The sequence below is a fragment of the Natronospirillum sp. genome, assembly GCF_022565775.1.
GTDB lineage: Bacteria > Pseudomonadota > Gammaproteobacteria > Pseudomonadales > Natronospirillaceae > Natronospirillum.
On record NZ_JAIUMC010000079.1, the window covers coordinates 1 to 14,965 of the forward strand.

General features: G+C 58.3%; 16 protein-coding genes and 1 pseudogene. 4 read left to right on the forward strand and 13 right to left on the reverse strand.

The features are described from left to right. From LAT62_RS12750 to LAT62_RS12775, 6 genes and pseudogenes are all read right to left on the reverse strand, one after another. Positions 1-979 (reverse strand): hypothetical protein (locus LAT62_RS12750; protein WP_293384466.1); only part of this gene is annotated, 979 nt, incomplete at its 3' end. A gap of 446 nt (positions 980-1,425) precedes the next feature. After that, the gene (locus LAT62_RS12755; RefSeq protein ID WP_293384469.1) at positions 1,426-2,478 is read right to left on the reverse strand and encodes a nuclease-related domain-containing protein; all 1,053 of its coding nucleotides are present in this window, start codon (positions 2,476-2,478) and stop codon (positions 1,426-1,428) included. Between the two features lie 49 nt (positions 2,479-2,527). Next, positions 2,528-2,968: pseudogene (locus tag LAT62_RS12760) on the reverse strand (YtoQ family protein). A 113-nt stretch (positions 2,969-3,081) separates the two neighbouring features. Then, positions 3,082-3,477 (reverse strand): ACT domain-containing protein, encoded by a 396-nt coding sequence (locus tag LAT62_RS12765; protein WP_293384472.1) that lies wholly within the window; start codon positions 3,475-3,477, stop codon positions 3,082-3,084. Positions 3,478-3,516: 39 nt separating this feature from the next. Next, positions 3,517-3,831 carry a HigA family addiction module antitoxin gene (locus tag LAT62_RS12770; RefSeq protein ID WP_293384475.1) on the reverse strand — a complete coding sequence of 105 codons (315 nt, stop codon included), beginning with the start codon at positions 3,829-3,831 and terminating at the stop codon, positions 3,517-3,519. 10 nt (positions 3,832-3,841) lie between these two features. After that, the gene (locus tag LAT62_RS12775; protein ID WP_293384478.1) at positions 3,842-4,120 is read right to left on the reverse strand and encodes a type II toxin-antitoxin system RelE/ParE family toxin; all 279 of its coding nucleotides are present in this window, start codon (positions 4,118-4,120) and stop codon (positions 3,842-3,844) included. Positions 4,121-4,248: 128 nt separating this feature from the next. Between LAT62_RS12775 and LAT62_RS12780 the strand changes: the two genes are divergently transcribed. Next, positions 4,249-4,449: a type II toxin-antitoxin system VapB family antitoxin gene (locus LAT62_RS12780; RefSeq protein WP_293384481.1), complete on the forward strand. Its 201-nt coding sequence runs from the start codon at positions 4,249-4,251 to the stop codon at positions 4,447-4,449. A 20-nt stretch (positions 4,450-4,469) separates the two neighbouring features. On the opposite strand, the gene LAT62_RS12785 is transcribed toward LAT62_RS12780, so the two are convergent. Next, complete coding sequence (locus tag LAT62_RS12785) at positions 4,470-5,372, reverse strand: LysR substrate-binding domain-containing protein (protein ID WP_293384484.1); 903 nt, start codon at positions 5,370-5,372, stop codon at positions 4,470-4,472. Between the two features lie 97 nt (positions 5,373-5,469). Between LAT62_RS12785 and LAT62_RS12790 the strand changes: the two genes are divergently transcribed. Then, complete coding sequence (locus LAT62_RS12790; protein WP_293384487.1) at positions 5,470-6,534, forward strand: DMT family transporter; 1,065 nt, start codon at positions 5,470-5,472, stop codon at positions 6,532-6,534. Here the strand turns inward: LAT62_RS12790 and LAT62_RS12795 are convergent. The 4 genes from LAT62_RS12795 to LAT62_RS12810 all read right to left on the reverse strand — a co-directional run bounded on the left by LAT62_RS12795 (position 6,422) and on the right by LAT62_RS12810 (position 11,617). Continuing rightward, positions 6,422-6,901, reverse strand: coding sequence for a nucleoside deaminase (locus tag LAT62_RS12795; RefSeq protein WP_293384490.1), 480 nt, complete (start codon positions 6,899-6,901; stop codon positions 6,422-6,424). The two genes, LAT62_RS12790 and LAT62_RS12795, sit on opposite strands and share 113 nt — an antisense overlap. A 28-nt stretch (positions 6,902-6,929) precedes the next feature. Continuing rightward, positions 6,930-7,472, reverse strand: a complete 543-nt coding sequence (locus tag LAT62_RS12800; RefSeq protein WP_293384493.1) for a YaeQ family protein — start codon at positions 7,470-7,472, stop codon at positions 6,930-6,932. 231 nt (positions 7,473-7,703) lie between these two features. Beyond that, entirely contained in the window at positions 7,704-10,229 is a 2,526-nt protein-coding gene (locus tag LAT62_RS12805; protein ID WP_293384496.1) for a spermidine synthase, read from the reverse strand. A gap of 149 nt (positions 10,230-10,378) precedes the next feature. Then, a complete protein-coding gene (locus LAT62_RS12810; RefSeq protein WP_293384499.1) occupies positions 10,379-11,617 on the reverse strand; it encodes a hypothetical protein in 1,239 nt (412 codons plus the stop codon). A 757-nt stretch (positions 11,618-12,374) separates the two neighbouring features. On the opposite strand from LAT62_RS12810, the gene LAT62_RS12815 reads away from it, so the two are divergent. Further along, positions 12,375-12,920 (forward strand): DUF2306 domain-containing protein, encoded by a 546-nt coding sequence (locus LAT62_RS12815; protein WP_293384501.1) that lies wholly within the window; start codon positions 12,375-12,377, stop codon positions 12,918-12,920. Between the two features lie 136 nt (positions 12,921-13,056). Here the strand turns inward: LAT62_RS12815 and LAT62_RS12820 are convergent, their stop codons facing one another. Then, the gene (locus LAT62_RS12820) at positions 13,057-13,791 is read right to left on the reverse strand and encodes a pyridoxine 5'-phosphate synthase (protein ID WP_293384504.1); all 735 of its coding nucleotides are present in this window, start codon (positions 13,789-13,791) and stop codon (positions 13,057-13,059) included. Between the two features lie 188 nt (positions 13,792-13,979). Between LAT62_RS12820 and LAT62_RS12825 the strand changes: the two genes are divergently transcribed. Beyond that, positions 13,980-14,669 carry a 2OG-Fe(II) oxygenase gene (locus tag LAT62_RS12825; protein WP_293384507.1) on the forward strand — a complete coding sequence of 230 codons (690 nt, stop codon included), beginning with the start codon at positions 13,980-13,982 and terminating at the stop codon, positions 14,667-14,669. Positions 14,670-14,775: 106 nt separating this feature from the next. Here LAT62_RS12825 and LAT62_RS12830 read toward each other — a convergent pair. Beyond that, positions 14,776-14,965: hypothetical protein (locus LAT62_RS12830; protein WP_293384510.1), on the reverse strand; the 190-nt coding region annotated here is incomplete at its 5' end.

Sequence of the window (14,965 nt, forward strand, 5' to 3'; positions counted from 1 at the left end):
AGGATGAACCTTGATAAGCAAAAATATACGAATTAACCACTCGGGACACTAGTCGATCAAGAGCTTCGAAATCTAACAACTTACCAATCGCTGCACCATAACCCGAGATGCACTGAGGCCTTTTTAAAACCTGGAGTATATTTTTACCGAATGGAGCACCTTTTTCCTTTATGTACTCCTCAGAAACCTCAACTGGCCCGCATTGCTCGTAGAACCTTAACACCAACCTGTTGAGAGACTCTAAGTATCTTTCAAAAAGCTCTGTCTCTTGATTTTCTTTAGAAAGCTTTTCAAGGCTATTGATGTTTTCCAATATATCTGCCTTGTCGATCGGCAGCTCATCTCTGTCCAAATACGCGTTAAACCCTTCAACAATATCCTTAAAATTGTATTGATTCTGCCTTGAAGCGTTTTTAGCGTCAGACTCTCTAACCAGTTCCACACCATCAACATTCATTGTCATATAGTCCAAGTATAACATTTCAATTTGTTGGCGCAGTGACATTGGAGTCTGGCCGGTATTAAGGGTCAGCATTCTATACAGTATTCCCAACCGATTTAATCCGACATATATTTCAACTCTCATCTTTGATTCTAAGACAGCCTTTAGTGTTGCTTCATCTTTTTTAGCTCTAAGATCAGACAGCAAATCAAGTATAGTATGCGTTCTCTGCAGCCCATCCAAAATCACCAAATGATCTTTTGCTTGACTAAGCTTATCTTTGAAGTCGTCCACATCATCTTCTTGATATTTAATTTTATGCGTCAAAGCCAATACTACAGGAGGGATCACACACTGCTTTATTAGGTCCTCCCTAAGCAATGCATATACAGATTTTGAAGAACGAACTCGTTTTCTTTGAAATTCATTTTTTTCAACAACGTCTTTCACCAACCCTTCATATTCTTGTATTGTAAACTCAACTAATATATTATGAGCATTAATTCTCGCATCATATAGTTTCGAAGCATTTTTCATAATCTTTTCCAATTGCTTGTTAGCCATGCCTGCTAACTAATAACATACCCTCAAAAATTGCTTAGATCAATTCTGTTTGAGAGAGGTTTAAGTAATGTAGCCTAGTTGTTAAAAGACCACTCGACACTGTACTTAGTGTTTGTCCATCTTCAAGGCAATTTCCGCCGTAAAAATGTTTAGTTGCCGCGTCAGTACGTAACTCAGTTGGGAAGCATCGTTTCAAGCTCCAACTATAAATCTGAAAAGGCTTCTTAAGTAGGAAAGGTACCTTCATCGAGCACCGCACTAGCGTGCCTCTACCAAACCATACTCTGAATACTGTAGGGCCCTTCTGCATGTAGCTTTTTAGATCAACTCCAGATCTAGGCCATACCGTTTAAACCCTAACTATTTCTAAGGGGTGGAATACTTTTCTCATGGATCAAAATTTTTGCTTGTAGCTTCTACTAATACTTACCCTTCTCTGGCCGAAGCCTGTTGATCAAAGACACAGACCAGGCCACATAAGGTTTCTTTCTGAAAACCCGGTTCTCCGCACCCAGTTGCAGACCTTGATCAGTCGCAACATAGACGTCGTCACTCTTTTCCACCAGGCCGGCCGCTTCCGCTCTTTCGAGGAATTCCTGCGTCGACATTCCGAATTGCTTCGCTACCTTGTGTGAGGACAGCAGTTCTTCGCCGTTGTCGTTTGGATTGGCCGCATCATCTGCTCGATCCGATCTGACTGGGGTGGGTGTGGGCTTCACAACTTCCGGGCGCGTCAGACCGTATCTCGCCCAATGATCGCGCTTTAGTGGTTTGTGAAGTCTGGCCAGCTTTCGACCGAACTTTTTGAGATCTTCCTCGGAATAGACGCCTTCAGGTGAAAAGAGGCGCCCGATAGCCTTGGTGGTAATGATGAAATCCTTGGTGGTCAGTCTGTCGGTTTTCTTCTTCTCCGCTTCTTCCAGCCGATCAGGCCGGCAGACCAGATCAAACTCCTTGCTCTTGGGCTTTTCCAGGCTGGCCTTGTAATCCACCAGCACGAAGTGCACAAATTCCAGAGCATTGTAGTTGATCATGTTAAGCACCTTGCCCAGAGTCGTTTCATGGCGCTTGGACTGCAACAGCGGCGACGGAATTTCCACATGTTGTTTTTGGTATTTGTCCCAACGCCAGAAGGTGCCGTCTTTGTCTATTTTCAGGCCGGTATTGAAGCTCTTGGTCTCGTAGAGACAAACATAGCCAAACCGATTGATGCGCAAGTGATCAATCTGCGCCACATCGCCGTCCACCTCGAGACGCAAATCGTGCAGAACGATTGCTGTCTTTGAATCAGCATGATGCTTGTCGAGCAGGTGAGCAGCGCTTTTCTCTGCCGAATGGCCCGCCTTGAGCTTTAGCAGGTCAGCCTTCACTTGCCTGGCCAGGCGCTTGTCTGTTGCCACGACATGCTGATGAACGGCTTCGAGCTCGGCGATATCCTCATCTATCGGGTCAATGAGTTTTGCTGGTTTCATCTGCGTCCCTGGATAACAGTTGCGTTAATACGTGGCAGTGCCTTGGGCACTATGCCTTCATCACATACTTCAAAACCTCCACCACCTGCGCCGGTGTCTTGGCCCAAGCCATAGCGGCGGCATCCACTTCTTTCAGCGGGTGCACGATGTCTTCGTCGTGCAGGGTGATGTAGGGCGTTCCAAGTGCGGCGCAGTAGCCGGCATCGAAGGCGGCGTTCCACTGCTTGTACTTGTCGCCGAAGCGGATGATGGCGATGTCGCATTGCTCGATGAAGGTCTGGGTTCTGATGGCGTTGACCTTGGCGGATTGATGGTCGCGCTAGTAGTTGTCGTCCGGTTTGCCCAGCACGTCGCCAGCGGCATCGCTGGATTCATGGTGGGTATTGGGTGAGAGGAACTCCACCGGCAGGTTGGCCTCCATGGCAGCGTTCTGGATCTGTTCGCGCCAGTCGGTGTGTATCTCTCCGGACAGATAGACGGTCCACAGCATGTTCGGGCTCCCTGATCAGATTTGGATTTGAGTTGAATGTAGCATGCCATGCGACACACCACTATGGTGCCTGACGGTGCTCGGCCTGTGGCGGGTGACGCTTTCCTGCGCGGTCAGGCGCTCAGTTGCTGCAAAGCGGCTAGTGCGGCGTCTGCCTTGTCGTCGGGCACAAACACATGGTCATGATGATAGGCGGCGATGACATTGGCGCTGATGCCGGCCTTGGTCAGTTGGGTGGCCACCGCGGCAGTAAGCCCGACCGCTTCGAGGCTGGAGTGCACCTGCAGGGTGATCTGGCGGAAGGTGCTGTCGAAGGCCAGCCCGGCCTGAAGCGCGGCGGATTTCTCGAGCACCAGGGTCAGGCCTTCGGGCTCCAGGAAGGTGGCGACGGGGTTGAGGGACAGGTAGTCAGCCAGTTGCCCGGGCACGGTGCAGAAGACGAACTCGGGCTCGAAAAGCCGGGGGCTCAGGGAGCGCAGGAGTTGGTCCAGATCGGAGATGGCGGGCATCGAGATAGTGTCCTCACCTTGCTGACTGATTCTTGCGGCCTACGCCCTGTGCTCAACATCTGATACCGAGCGCCACGGACGAATAGTCTTCAATTCGTCATCAAGGGCTTCTTCAGCCACCTCGGTGTCGTAGGCCGCCTGTGCCCGCAGCCAATAGCCATTGGCCAGACCGAAAAAGCGGCAGAACCGCAGATCTGTATCTGCTGTGATGGCGCGCTTTCCGGCCACTATCTGGCCGATTCTCTGAGCTGGCACGCCAATCTCTTTGGCGAGGCGATACTGGGAAATACCCATCGGCTCAAGAAATTCTTCTTTCAGCAGCTCGCCCGGTGTAACGGGGTCAATATTGCGCATGAGTTGCCTCCTAGTGATAGTCAACGATTTCGACCTCTTTCGCACCAGCATCTGTCCAGCGAAAGCAAATGCGGAACTGCTTGTTGATTCGAATACTGTGCTCGCCTTGGCGATCACCAGACAAAGGCTCCAACCTGTTGCCGGGCGGCACTTTCAGGTCATCCAGCGTACTCGCAACTTGTAGTTGCCGAATTTTCCTCAAGGCAACGCGTTCGAAGTTGACGAAGCGCCTGACACGTCGACCATTTGCCAACTTCTCTGTGTCCTTACACTTGAACGATATAATCATGGCTTAATAATAATGCAAAGCGTTATTAACGTAAAGCGTTACTATCTTTGGGGTAAGTGAATTGCCACACCTTCAACTCACTACTAATCTGTCTGAACCAAGACGCCTCGATAGACAACGGTGCCAACATGAAAACCAGAATTGCCATTGACGATCGATTGATGAGCGAAGCCCTTGAGGTCTCAGGATGCGAGACCAAAAGTGAAGCGGTCGAAGAAGGGTTGAAGCTGCTGATAAAAATGAACCGGCAACAGGACATCCGGAAGCTACGCGGCAAGATCAAATGGGACGGTAATCTGGATGATATGCGCAGTACCAGCTATTCCTGACAGTTCTCAGAGGTGATCAGTTACCCCGCATGCCGCCATGGGCCTCTGTCGGTCAACTGTTCTGTCAGCAGGTTGGCGAGGGCGTCTGCGGCGTCGCGGGCGGCGGGTTCGATGCGGGCGGCGCGGTGCAGTCTGGCCTGACCGGGTTTAAGGGGTGGCAGGCCGTCTTCTTCGGTCAGTTCGCGCATGGTGGGCTTGAGGCGTTCCTGGTCGATCACGCCGATGGCAAGGCCGGCGGCGACGGCATCTTCAATGGCGTTGATGCTGGTGCTGGTGAACACCACATGCCAGTTCATGTCGGCTTCTTCCAGCGCTTCGATGGCCAGTTGCCGGTAGGGGCAGTCGGTTTCATGCAGCGCCAGCGGCAGGCTCTCCCGATCTTCAAGCGAACTGATGCGCGCCGCGGCCCAGACGGGGGTGGTTTGCCACAGAGGCACACCGCCGGGCAGCGGGTGCGGGCGGTCCAGCAGCACAGAGAGTGTTAGCCGGCCCTTTTCGATCTCCCGCGCCAGGTGCCCGCTGGTGCCGGTGACCACCTCCAGTTGCACGCCCGGGTGGCGCTCCAGAAACAGCGGCAGGATGCCGGTCATCAGGTCGCTGGCATAGTCTTCAGGCACGCCCAGCCGCACCCGCCCGGCCAGCCCGCGGCCGATAAAGCGATCCATAAGGGTATCGTGCTGGCGCAGCAGTTCACGCGAGGCCTGCAACAGGGATTCCCCGGACGCGGTGAGTTTCACACCCCTGGGGCCACGCTCCAGCAGACGGGTTGAAAGCCGCTCTTCCAGACGCTTGATCTGCAGACTGATGGCACCGAGAGTCCGGTGCTGTTGTTCGGCTGCGGCGGCCAGTGACCCGAGTTGCGCCACCGACTGAAAGGTGCGCAGCAGTTGCAGGTCCAGGGCGGGGGCTGTGTGTTTAATCATATTTAACGTTCATTGGAATATAACTCGATTTATTTAATGCTTCTTGCGGCGGAGAATCAACCCCACTGATTATTCACGAACCGCTGCAGGAACACTTATGCAACTCACTCAGGCACAAACAGTCAGCGCATGGACGGCTCTGGTCGGGGTCGGGTTTGTGCTCTGCTGGAGCTCGGGTTTTGTCGGTGGCGTGCTGGCCACCCAGGCTACTTTGCCGGTGTTGTCGCTTTTTGCGTGGCGGTTTCTGGCGGCCACGGTGGTGATGGCGGCGCTGGTGTATTTTCTGGTGCGCAAGCCGCTGCCCCGCCTGCACCTGTGGCGCGAGATGGTGGTGGGTTTCTTTACCATGGGCGGTTTTCTGCTGGGCGTCTTGCTGGCCCTGGAGCTGGGGGTGAGCGCCGGCCTGACGGCGTTGATCGCCGCGTTGCAACCACTGGTGGCGGCGGCTGTGGCCGGGCGCTGGCTCAACGAGCATCTGTCACGGCGCGGCTGGTGGGGCATGGCGATCGCCACTGTTGGTGTGTCCTTGTGTGTACTGGGAGACCTGCAAGTCAGCAACGGCACGGTGCCGCTGTGGGCCTATGCGCTGCCGGTGTTTTCCGTGCTGTCGGTGACCACGGGCAGCGTGCTGTCCGCTCGCTGGTCAACGGCTCTGCCGATTCCGGCGGCGCTGATGATGCAACTGCTGGCGGCAACTGCGGTGTTCATGCTGGCCGCGCTCTTGCTGGACCCGGGCGGTTTGGCGGCTCCGCATTTTGCTCGAGTTGATCTGATCGCCATGGGCTGGCTGATTCTGCTGTCGAGCTTTGGGGGTTATGGCTTCTTTGTGGCCAGCCTGCGGCGCATTGGCGTGACGCGCACCTCAACATTGATCTATCTGACACCGCCGGTGACGCTGGTCTGGGCCGGGCTGATGTTTGGTGACTGGCCAGGCCTGGTGGAACTGGGCGGCATGGCGCTGGCGGGCGTTGGCGTGGTGCTGGCAATGGGCGGCCTGCCGCCGTCTGTTGGGCGCTGGCTGCGGCCGCGGCGGGTTGCGCGGCCGGGCTTCAAGCCACCCCATGCCGCCGTCGGTGCAGTTGATGCACCTGCTCGGCCAGGTCGGGGACGGGGCCTTCGGCCTGCACGCCTGGGGCGACGGCCTGGATGGGCAGGGTTTTGACGGGTGGTGAGGCGACGTTCATGGCGCTGAGCCAGGCGGCGAGTTGTTCGGACGAGCTGGCGTAGACGATGCGTCCGAGGCCGACCCAGGCGTGGGCGGCGGCGCACATGGGGCAGTGTTCGCCTGAGGTGTAGACGGTGGCGTGTTGTCGCTCTTCCGGTGTCAGGTGTTCGGCGGCCCAGCGGGCGATCTCGAATTCGGGATGGCGGGTGCCGTCACCGCCGGAGACGTGGTTGTGGTCTTCGAACAGCACTTTGCCATCGGCTGACACCAGCACCGAGCCGAAGGGTTCGTCACCGGCGTTCAGGCCGGCTTCGGCGAGTTCAACGCAGCGTTTCAGGTGCTGTCTGTCCTGCTCGGTGATCATCCCCTGCCCTCCTCCGGCTGTTCGGTTTTCAGGTCTTGAGCGTGACCGGCGTCACCGTGACGGTCGCCTCGCCACCGGTCAGCATCAGTTCGCCATCGCTGATATTGCACTGCCAGTCCATGGTGCGCTCCACCTGCGCGGCGACGGCGGCGATCTGTTCATCCATCAGTTGATGGACGCTGAGGTTGCGGTAGCGCTGCAGGGCGTTTTCCTGCTGCTTCCACCAGACGCTCACGGACCGGTCACCATAAGTATAGAGGATGACTTTTTCGGCGCGGTTGGCGGCCTTGCGCAGCCATTTTTCATCCGGTGTACCGAAGGCGATCCAGGTGGTGATGTCGCCGGTCAGGGTGCGTTCGGACACCTCCGGCTCGAACTCGTCACTGCTCAGGTCACTGCTGAAGGTGAGATCTTCCGAGGCATTTAAGACAAACGCCAGCAGGCGCACGGCCAGACGGTCATCGGTTTCCGAGGGATGCTGGGCCAGGGTCAGCGCATGGCTCTGGTAGTACTGCCGATCCATATCGGCAATCTGCAGGCGGGCCTTGCGGATGGTGGCGGTGTTGGCCATGGGGATGGGGTTTCCTTGAAGTACGTGGGGAGGATAGCGGAAGCGGAGGCACATTTGTAGGCGCGTGCCTTGGCCGCGCATGGGGGCGGCTGACGCCGCCAATCGCGCACGGGGTGCGCTCCTACAACGTAAGGTGCCTGTGACCGTAGGAGCCCAGCCCTCTGGGCGATTCGTGCCCGGGCGAACGGCGCGGGTGGTGCCGACGATCGTTATCGAGCACGGGGTGCTCTCCTACGGAGCCTGCAGCTGCTCGGCGGGGGTGGCGGGTTCGCGCAGCGGGGGTGGTATCTGTTCGCGGTAGCGGGCGCGGGTCATGAAGGCGTCGGAGTTTTCGTTGCGCGCGAACTGCCCGCGATACTGTGTCATGAGTGCGCCGGCTGGCACCAGGCTGCGCTGCGTGTCGGTCAGGTTCGCCAACACGGGGTCGCTGGCGGGCGGGGTGTGTTGCAGCAGATCGTCATAAAAGCGGTCGCGCTCGGGGCCGGTCACCCAGCTCGCCGTGCCGCTGATCACCGCACGATGGGTACGCGGGGCCTGATACTCGATCACCGGCTGGTTGTCGGTGTTCACCAGTGCACTGGCCACCAGCCCGTTGCCGATATTGCCGGCATACAGATGCAGCGCCGTGGCCAGTCGCTGGTCGTCGGAGACGTCCGGGTCCGGGTTCAGGCGGCGCATCTGATCGATCAGCACCTGCGGGTCCAGCGGTTGCGGTTCCTTGTGCCCCACCAGCGCGATGATCGAGCGTTCGGCAAAGAGATCCCCACGCCATACCGTCAACTGCGGGAACACCTCGGCCATGGTGTTGGCGATGGTGTCCAGCTCAGTGCGCGATACCTGATACAGCGGTATCCACTGCGCATAGAGGCCACCCGGATTCAGGCGGCGGGCGGCCAGTTCATAGTGATCGCGGGTGTAGACGTTGCCGGTGCCGGCCTTCCAGGGCGTGAACAAGTCGGACAGGATGGCGTCATAGGTTTCGCTGGTGCGGGCCAGACAATGGCGGCCGTCTTCGGCATGAATAGTAACGCGCTCATCGGTGAACAGGCCGTTGGTCCAGGGCTGGAAGTGCTCTTTGGCCACCCGCACCACATCGGGCAGAATCTCGCAGACGGTGACGCGCTCCGGGTCCATGTACAGGCCGGCGCCAGCGGAAATGCCGGTGCCCATGCCCAGGAAGAACAGCGATTTGGGCTCCGGGTGCTGCAGCAGCGGAATCAGGGTCTGGTTGCGCTCCGGAATCAGCGCCCCGGAACTGCCCAGCGTGTAGTAGTTATTGACGCGGATGGAGCGCGAGCCATTGCGCTCCACCACGGCCACATGGGCCGAGCTGCCTTCATGCAGCGCCAGCAGTTGATCACCGCGCGACTCCTGCAGATTGATGCTGCCGAAGCCGGGGGTCAGCATCAGCAGCGCGAGCGCGCCCGCCACACCGGCCAGCCGTGCCGTAATCTGGCTCCAGCGGGGCTGGGCCCACCAGAGCGCCAGTGCCAGCAGCAGATAAACGGCCGCCAGCCACCAGAGTCCGCGCCAGGCACCGAGCAGTGGCAGAATGACAAAACCGGCCATTAGCGAGCCCACGATGGCCCCCGCCGTGTTGTCGGCAATCAGTCGACCCAGCGCTTCGCCTGGGGTGGACGAATGAGACTGCAGCAGGCGCAACTGATAGGGCAACACGGCGCCCAGAATCATCCCCGGCAACAGCATCGAGAGCGCGGCCACGCGAGCCACTTCCAGCACATAGCCGGCAAAGTCACGGTCCTGACCGAGATAGCCCAGCCCATTGGTCAATGCCATGAAGGCGGCCGGCATGACAATCAGAATCAGCGCCGAGACCAGCAGCAGGCCGATCAGCACTGCCTGCGGCGCCAGCAACCGCTGGCGGTTGAGCAGATTGGCCAGCAGCGAGCCCAGCGCCAATGCGGCGAGAAAGGTGGTCAGCACCAGCGCATAGGTATAAACGGAGTTTTGCAGCACCTGGGAGAACAGCCGGGTCCAGATGATTTCAACGGCCAGGGTGACAAAACCCGACAGCAGCGCCACGGCACGCACCGACATCGGGAAGCGGCTGGCGCGCACCGGCTGTGTCGGTGCGGAGTGATCCAAGGGCAGCGACTGCCCACGCGCCAGCAACAGCGCCAGCAGACCGACCGTCGAGTCCAGCCCGACGGCCAGCAGATAGGTGCCGTTGAAGCCAAACACCAGCGGCAGCAGAAAGCCAGCCGCCAGAGCACCGGTGGCACCGCCAGCCGTGTTGACGGCATAGAGGCCGGAACCGCCGGTGCCCAGTGAATCGCGCGAGCGGATCAGGTGTTGCCCCATCATGGGCAGGGTGCCGCCCATCAGAAAGGCGGTCGGGAACAGCAGTGTGGCGGCCACCAGCGCCTTGAGCAGGGTTTCCAGTATGGGCTGGGCGCCAACCCACTGATACAGCACCGGGTAGATCTGGAAATAGGCATCGACCACGACAAAATGGCCGAGTGCAGTGACCGCGACACCCAGTTCCAGCAACCCGAACCAGCGCAGTGGTGCCCGGGTGCGCCGCGCCAGCCGGGCAAAGAACCAGCCACCGGCGGCAATGCCGGCAAAGAAGATGGCAATGGCCAGCGCCGCCGCCTGAGCCGTGGCGCCGAACAGCAGGCCGAGTTCCCGCACCCAGACCACCTGATAGATCAGTGCTGCCGCGCCGGAGACGAAGAACAGCAGGCCGAGCAGCAGGGTCTCGCGAGGCAGCAGGGACAGGGGTCGTGCGGGCATTGGGTTAGGGTCCGGAAATCGAAAGTGGCGTTATGTTATATCATTTCAGTTGGGAGGTTAACCGCGTATGAGCCACCTCCGGTGGCCGAGCGCAGGCAAGCCAGCGCCTACATCGGAGGCACATTTGTAGGCGCGTGCCTTGGCCGCGCTCAGGGCGTATTGACGATGAAGTCGCTGATCGAGAACTGCCCGTTGGTGATGGTTCTGTCCATCATCCTGTTCGCGTCATTGTCGGTTGCGGGGCCCATTTTCAGGTCAAAATGGCCGCTGATGCGCTGATTCGTGAATTCTGTGACCACGATGCTGCCCGACCCGCCATGGGTATGGCTCCAGGTGTTGCTGTCCGATCCATTGACCTCAACCCAAATTACCCAGATATTGCCACTCGCGGTTACCGGATAAGTACCAGGGCCATCAAACTCCCCCAAACTGAGGGTCAGTGTACGCGCTTGAGGCGGGGATACAGAGCTCATGGATATCGTGAAGATACTGTATTCGGGTGACCACAGCGCGGATGCCGGCCCCGAGACAGTCTGGCCATCCACCCTGAAACTGATGTTGTCATTGCCCGGCATGCTTCCACCGGGAGCAGCACTGCCGCTGAGGCAGGTCATCGGATCCGCGAAGGGAGACTCGCCCAGAGCCAGAAAGTCGTCCCAGCTGTAAAACTGGTTGTTGATGTACACTCCGGCCTGTTCGAACTTCAACGTCAGAGCGCCACCGGAGGGTGGAGTAATGAGCAACGTGCCCATGTAGGGCCGACCCGAGCCATCCCCAGAGTACTCAAGTGGCTCCAAAGTCTCATACTTGAAAAGTCCGTTCAGAGCGGAATGACCACTGTAGGTGCCTTCGCCGTTGGCCTGGTAGCTGAAACCCTGCGCGTGGTAGTTGATCTCGAAGTTGCCGACATGGGCGTAGTCGAAGGTCTCCTGGCTATTGGCGCACTGGTAATCGATACTCATGGTCATGTCGGCATCGCCTGCCAGAGCAACACAGGCTGTATAGGAGACGGTCTGCTCGCCATTCATGAGCATTTCATAGTATCGGGTGCCCATGGACTGGCGAAACTTCAACTGACTGTACTCCATAAGGTCGGTATTGTTGTACCCCGCTGTGGGAGTCTGGGCCTTGGAGGTGAACTGACCATTCCAGTCATACTGCACGCCACCCGCCATCAACCGGCAGGCCTCATAGATGACGGACATGCTGCTGCCCTGAGTGATCATGCGCTGGGTGCCGCTGTCGCAGTCCGTCGTTATGTCTCGGTCAAGGAGCTGTTGTCGCGGGGTGACAAGGGAAGAACGCGTTCTGTCTTCAAGTTCAGCGTCGCCTCCCACCGCCAGGTTTTGTGCCGTGGCTTGCACCATCTGATAGGCCTGTGCCGTCATGAGGGCTTGCGGGGAGGGGCCGGTGGTTCCGCCGCTGCTGTCACCACTGCTGCTACTGTTGCAACCTGACAGCAGAACCAGCAAGACCAGGCCAATAAGGGAAAGACACGGGGGGACTGAAGGTATCGTGCACATGGACACTCCTGCAAGGCATCTGTGGGACCAGAGACCTCGGTGTCGGAAGCCCATTGGGGCAAACCGCTCCGTGCACTGACAGCAGGCTCGTTCAAGCACCAATGGTGCAGCAATTAACAGGCCATAATGCCGATTTCGGGTGATCAATCGGGCGGCGCTATAGCCTGTACGGCTTTGAACGGGCAGTCCTTGCTTCAGGGTTCAGTGTCGACAGGAGGCCGCAAAAGCCAAAGCTGGAGAGTGACAAATTTTCCGACAGCCTGAAAGGCGGCTTCGCCCCCGAGCGCAGCCAAGGCAGCGCCTACAACGGAGGCTCATCTGCAGGCTGTGGCCCTTGGTCATGCATGGGGCCAAAGGCCCCTTCATCGGGCGGCTTCGCCGCCAATCGCGCACGGGGTGCGCTCCTACGGAGGTGGTGCCTGCAGGAGCCCAGTCCCTGGGCGATTAAAACAACAGCACGGCACCGATTATCAAGTCCAAGGCAAAAAGGGACACTAGCAGGCCGGTCACGGCCTGTCATGACCGTTCGTCGCCGGGGGCTGCCGTTCGTCTCAAGCTGTTCTGCTTGATCTGACTTGGCCCAATACTGCGCTCATGTTCAGCCCAAACCGGAGAGTCGATCATGAGCACTGAAGGTTCCAATGCCGCCGCAATCCGTCCGCAGCCCTATGAAATGAATGCCGCGCTCAAGGTCATTCTCTGGGCGGGGGCGATTCTGTCGGCCTTTCTGCTGGTGCGGCAGGTGCAGATCATGATGGTCTACGCGTTCAATCAGATCGGCGGCATCGTCATGCTGGCGCATTCGGGTGTGGCGCTGATCGCCAGTATGCTGACCGCCTGGATGCTGATCGCACCGAAAGGCACTCAGGTGCATCGCTGGATGGGGCGCATCTGGTCGGCCATGCTGATCTTCATTGCGGTCTCCAGCTTCTGGCTGCGCGACGGTTTCGGCGCGGCCATGGGGTTGCCCCTGGGCCTTGGGCCGATTCACATTCTGTCGGCCATCACCATCTTCTCAGTGACTCAGGGCATTCTGGCCATTCGCAAGGGCAATCTGAAGACCCATATCGCCAACATGGTGACGGTGTGCTGGGCGCTGTTGATTGCGGGGGCGTTTACGCTGCTGCCGGGGCGGTTTATTCAGCAGTTGGCGTTTTTTGTGATTTAGAGGGTGGCTCATCTGTAGGAGCCCAGCCCCCTGGGCGATTGCATGAGGGGCTTGCGGCCCCGAGCGCAGATAAATCAGCGCCTTCAAGGTGGCCTTCGGCCCCATCGCGCACGGGGTGCGCTCCTACAAGGGTGGGTTACCGAGCTAGAATGGCGACATACCGCCGCACGGTTTCGGCGAAGCCGTAGCGCAGGGCTTCAACGGTCAGGGCGTGGCCGATGGACACTTCTGCTACATTGCGGGCACACACAAAATCGGCCAGGTTCTGCAGGTCCAGATCATGGCCGGCATTGACGACCAACCCCAGATCCCGCGCCAGTTCAGCGCATTCCATGTACTGCGCCAGCACCGCCTTGTGGTCGCCGTGCTTCCAGGCTTCTGCGTAATCTTCGGTATAAAGTTCGATGCGATCGGTGCCGGTGTCAGCAGCGCGGCGCACCTGCTCCGGATCCGGATCGAGAAACAGGCTGGTGCGCACGCCGGCCTGCTGACAGCGCTCGATCACAGGTCGTAACCGATCGGCTTGGGTTTTCAAATCCCAGCCATGATCGGAGGTGATCTGGTTCGGCTCATCCGGTACCAGCGTGAACTGATGCGGGCACTGGGCCACCACATGGTCGACCAGCTCATCCGTGGGGTAGCCTTCGACATTGAGTTCCCGCTCCGCGTGGCTGTTTACCAGAACGCGCAGATCCGCGATATCTTCATAGCGCGCATGCCGCTGATCAGGTCGCGGATGAATGGTCACGCCGATGGCCCCCTGTTCCAATGCCAGTGTCGCGAATTCCCGAATATCCGGAAAGCCATGCCCGCGTGAATTGCGGATCAGGGCGATCTTGTTCAGGTTGACGCTGAGCTGGGTCTGGGTCATCAGGGTGGGACTCTGTATTGGTTTTCTTCACGAGTGGGCAATGGTGCCCACATCACGCAGGCCGAGCTATTATAGAGCACCCAACCCGGGAACCCCAGTCAGATTTCGACACTTTCCTTACACTGGTGCGTCGTGACGGCGCGCAAAAAGGCGCTACAATCGCGGGTGCCAACCGAGGACACCTCTTAATGATGCCAGCCCATGTTATCGCCGACCCGATCGGGCAGCCAGATGCACTCTCGCCTGCTGCAGACCCGTTTGCCCGCATTGTGGATGCCATTGCCACCCAGGGGTTCGCAATCTGTCCCGGTTTTCTGCCAATGGATCAGACACTGACCCTGCTGCAACATTGCCAGGCGCTGCAGGCCGAAGACGAACTGCACAGTGCGGGCATCGGCCGCGGGCAGGATTTCCATACCAATCGCTTTGTGCGCCAGGATCGCATTCACTGGCTGGAGGGCACGGCACCGGCCGAGACGCATTTTCTGAACCCGATGGCCGAGCTGCAGACTCGTCTCAACCGGGAACTGTTTATCGGCCTGTTCGACTATGAGGCCCACTTTGCGCTTTATCCGGAAGGCGCTTTCTATAAAAAGCATGTTGATGCCTTCCAAGGTCGCAGCAACCGCCGGCTGTCCACCGTGCTCTATCTAAACCCGGACTGGCAACCCGCGGACGGCGGGGAACTGCGGCTGTATGACCCGGGCGACCCCGAGCAGGTGCTAATCGATGTCACCCCGCAGGCCGGCACTCTGGTGGTGTTTGAAAGCGAGTGCTTCTGGCATGAAGTGTTGCCTGCAAAGCGCAAGCGTTATTCGATTGCTGGCTGGTTCCGGGTGAATGCGTCGACTGGTTGGCGGGTGGATCCGCCGGCCTGAGGGCGCGCGGCGGATGTCGGATATTTTTACAGCCCCCAGAATTCGATTTCGAGCACGGTGAGTCACAAAGCCAAGCACCACCTGCTCTCTAGTTCCGATCATCAAATCACTGGATAGAAAACTTGTCGAACGGCTTTACAGCATCCCGCTCGATGCCCTCCCTGTAGGCCTGAAACTCACCTGCAGAGGGCCTGCAAAAGGTGGCACGATAATAGCTTAGGCAATACGCTGAACTGATGGAAAGCCAGAACGTCCGATTCTGGGCAGTATCAGCTACTAAATAGCTCTCGGGGTAT

Excerpts from the sequence above, each read along its gene's own strand:
- LAT62_RS12795 (WP_293384490.1), bottom strand. The coding sequence starts at position 6,901 with ATGATCACCGAGCAGGACAGACAGCACCTGAAACGCTGCGTTGAACTC.
- LAT62_RS12785 (WP_293384484.1), bottom strand. The coding sequence starts at position 5,372 with ATGATTAAACACACAGCCCCCGCCCTGGACCTGCAACTGCTGCGCACC.
- LAT62_RS12820 (WP_293384504.1), bottom strand. The coding sequence starts at position 13,791 with ATGACCCAGACCCAGCTCAGCGTCAACCTGAACAAGATCGCCCTGATC.
- LAT62_RS12790 (WP_293384487.1), top strand. The coding sequence starts at position 5,470 with ATGCAACTCACTCAGGCACAAACAGTCAGCGCATGGACGGCTCTGGTC.
- LAT62_RS12825 (WP_293384507.1), top strand. The coding sequence starts at position 13,980 with ATGATGCCAGCCCATGTTATCGCCGACCCGATCGGGCAGCCAGATGCA.
- LAT62_RS12815 (WP_293384501.1), top strand. The coding sequence starts at position 12,375 with ATGAGCACTGAAGGTTCCAATGCCGCCGCAATCCGTCCGCAGCCCTAT.
- LAT62_RS12770 (WP_293384475.1), bottom strand. The coding sequence starts at position 3,831 with ATGCGCAATATTGACCCCGTTACACCGGGCGAGCTGCTGAAAGAAGAA.
- LAT62_RS12805 (WP_293384496.1), bottom strand. The coding sequence starts at position 10,229 with ATGCCCGCACGACCCCTGTCCCTGCTGCCTCGCGAGACCCTGCTGCTC.
- LAT62_RS12765 (WP_293384472.1), bottom strand. The coding sequence starts at position 3,477 with ATGCCCGCCATCTCCGATCTGGACCAACTCCTGCGCTCCCTGAGCCCC.
- LAT62_RS12810 (WP_293384499.1), bottom strand. The coding sequence starts at position 11,617 with ATGACGGCACAGGCCTATCAGATGGTGCAAGCCACGGCACAAAACCTG.
- LAT62_RS12775 (WP_293384478.1), bottom strand. The coding sequence starts at position 4,120 with ATGATTATATCGTTCAAGTGTAAGGACACAGAGAAGTTGGCAAATGGT.
- LAT62_RS12800 (WP_293384493.1), bottom strand. The coding sequence starts at position 7,472 with ATGGCCAACACCGCCACCATCCGCAAGGCCCGCCTGCAGATTGCCGAT.
- LAT62_RS12755 (WP_293384469.1), bottom strand. The coding sequence starts at position 2,478 with ATGAAACCAGCAAAACTCATTGACCCGATAGATGAGGATATCGCCGAG.
- LAT62_RS12780 (WP_293384481.1), top strand. The coding sequence starts at position 4,249 with ATGAAAACCAGAATTGCCATTGACGATCGATTGATGAGCGAAGCCCTT.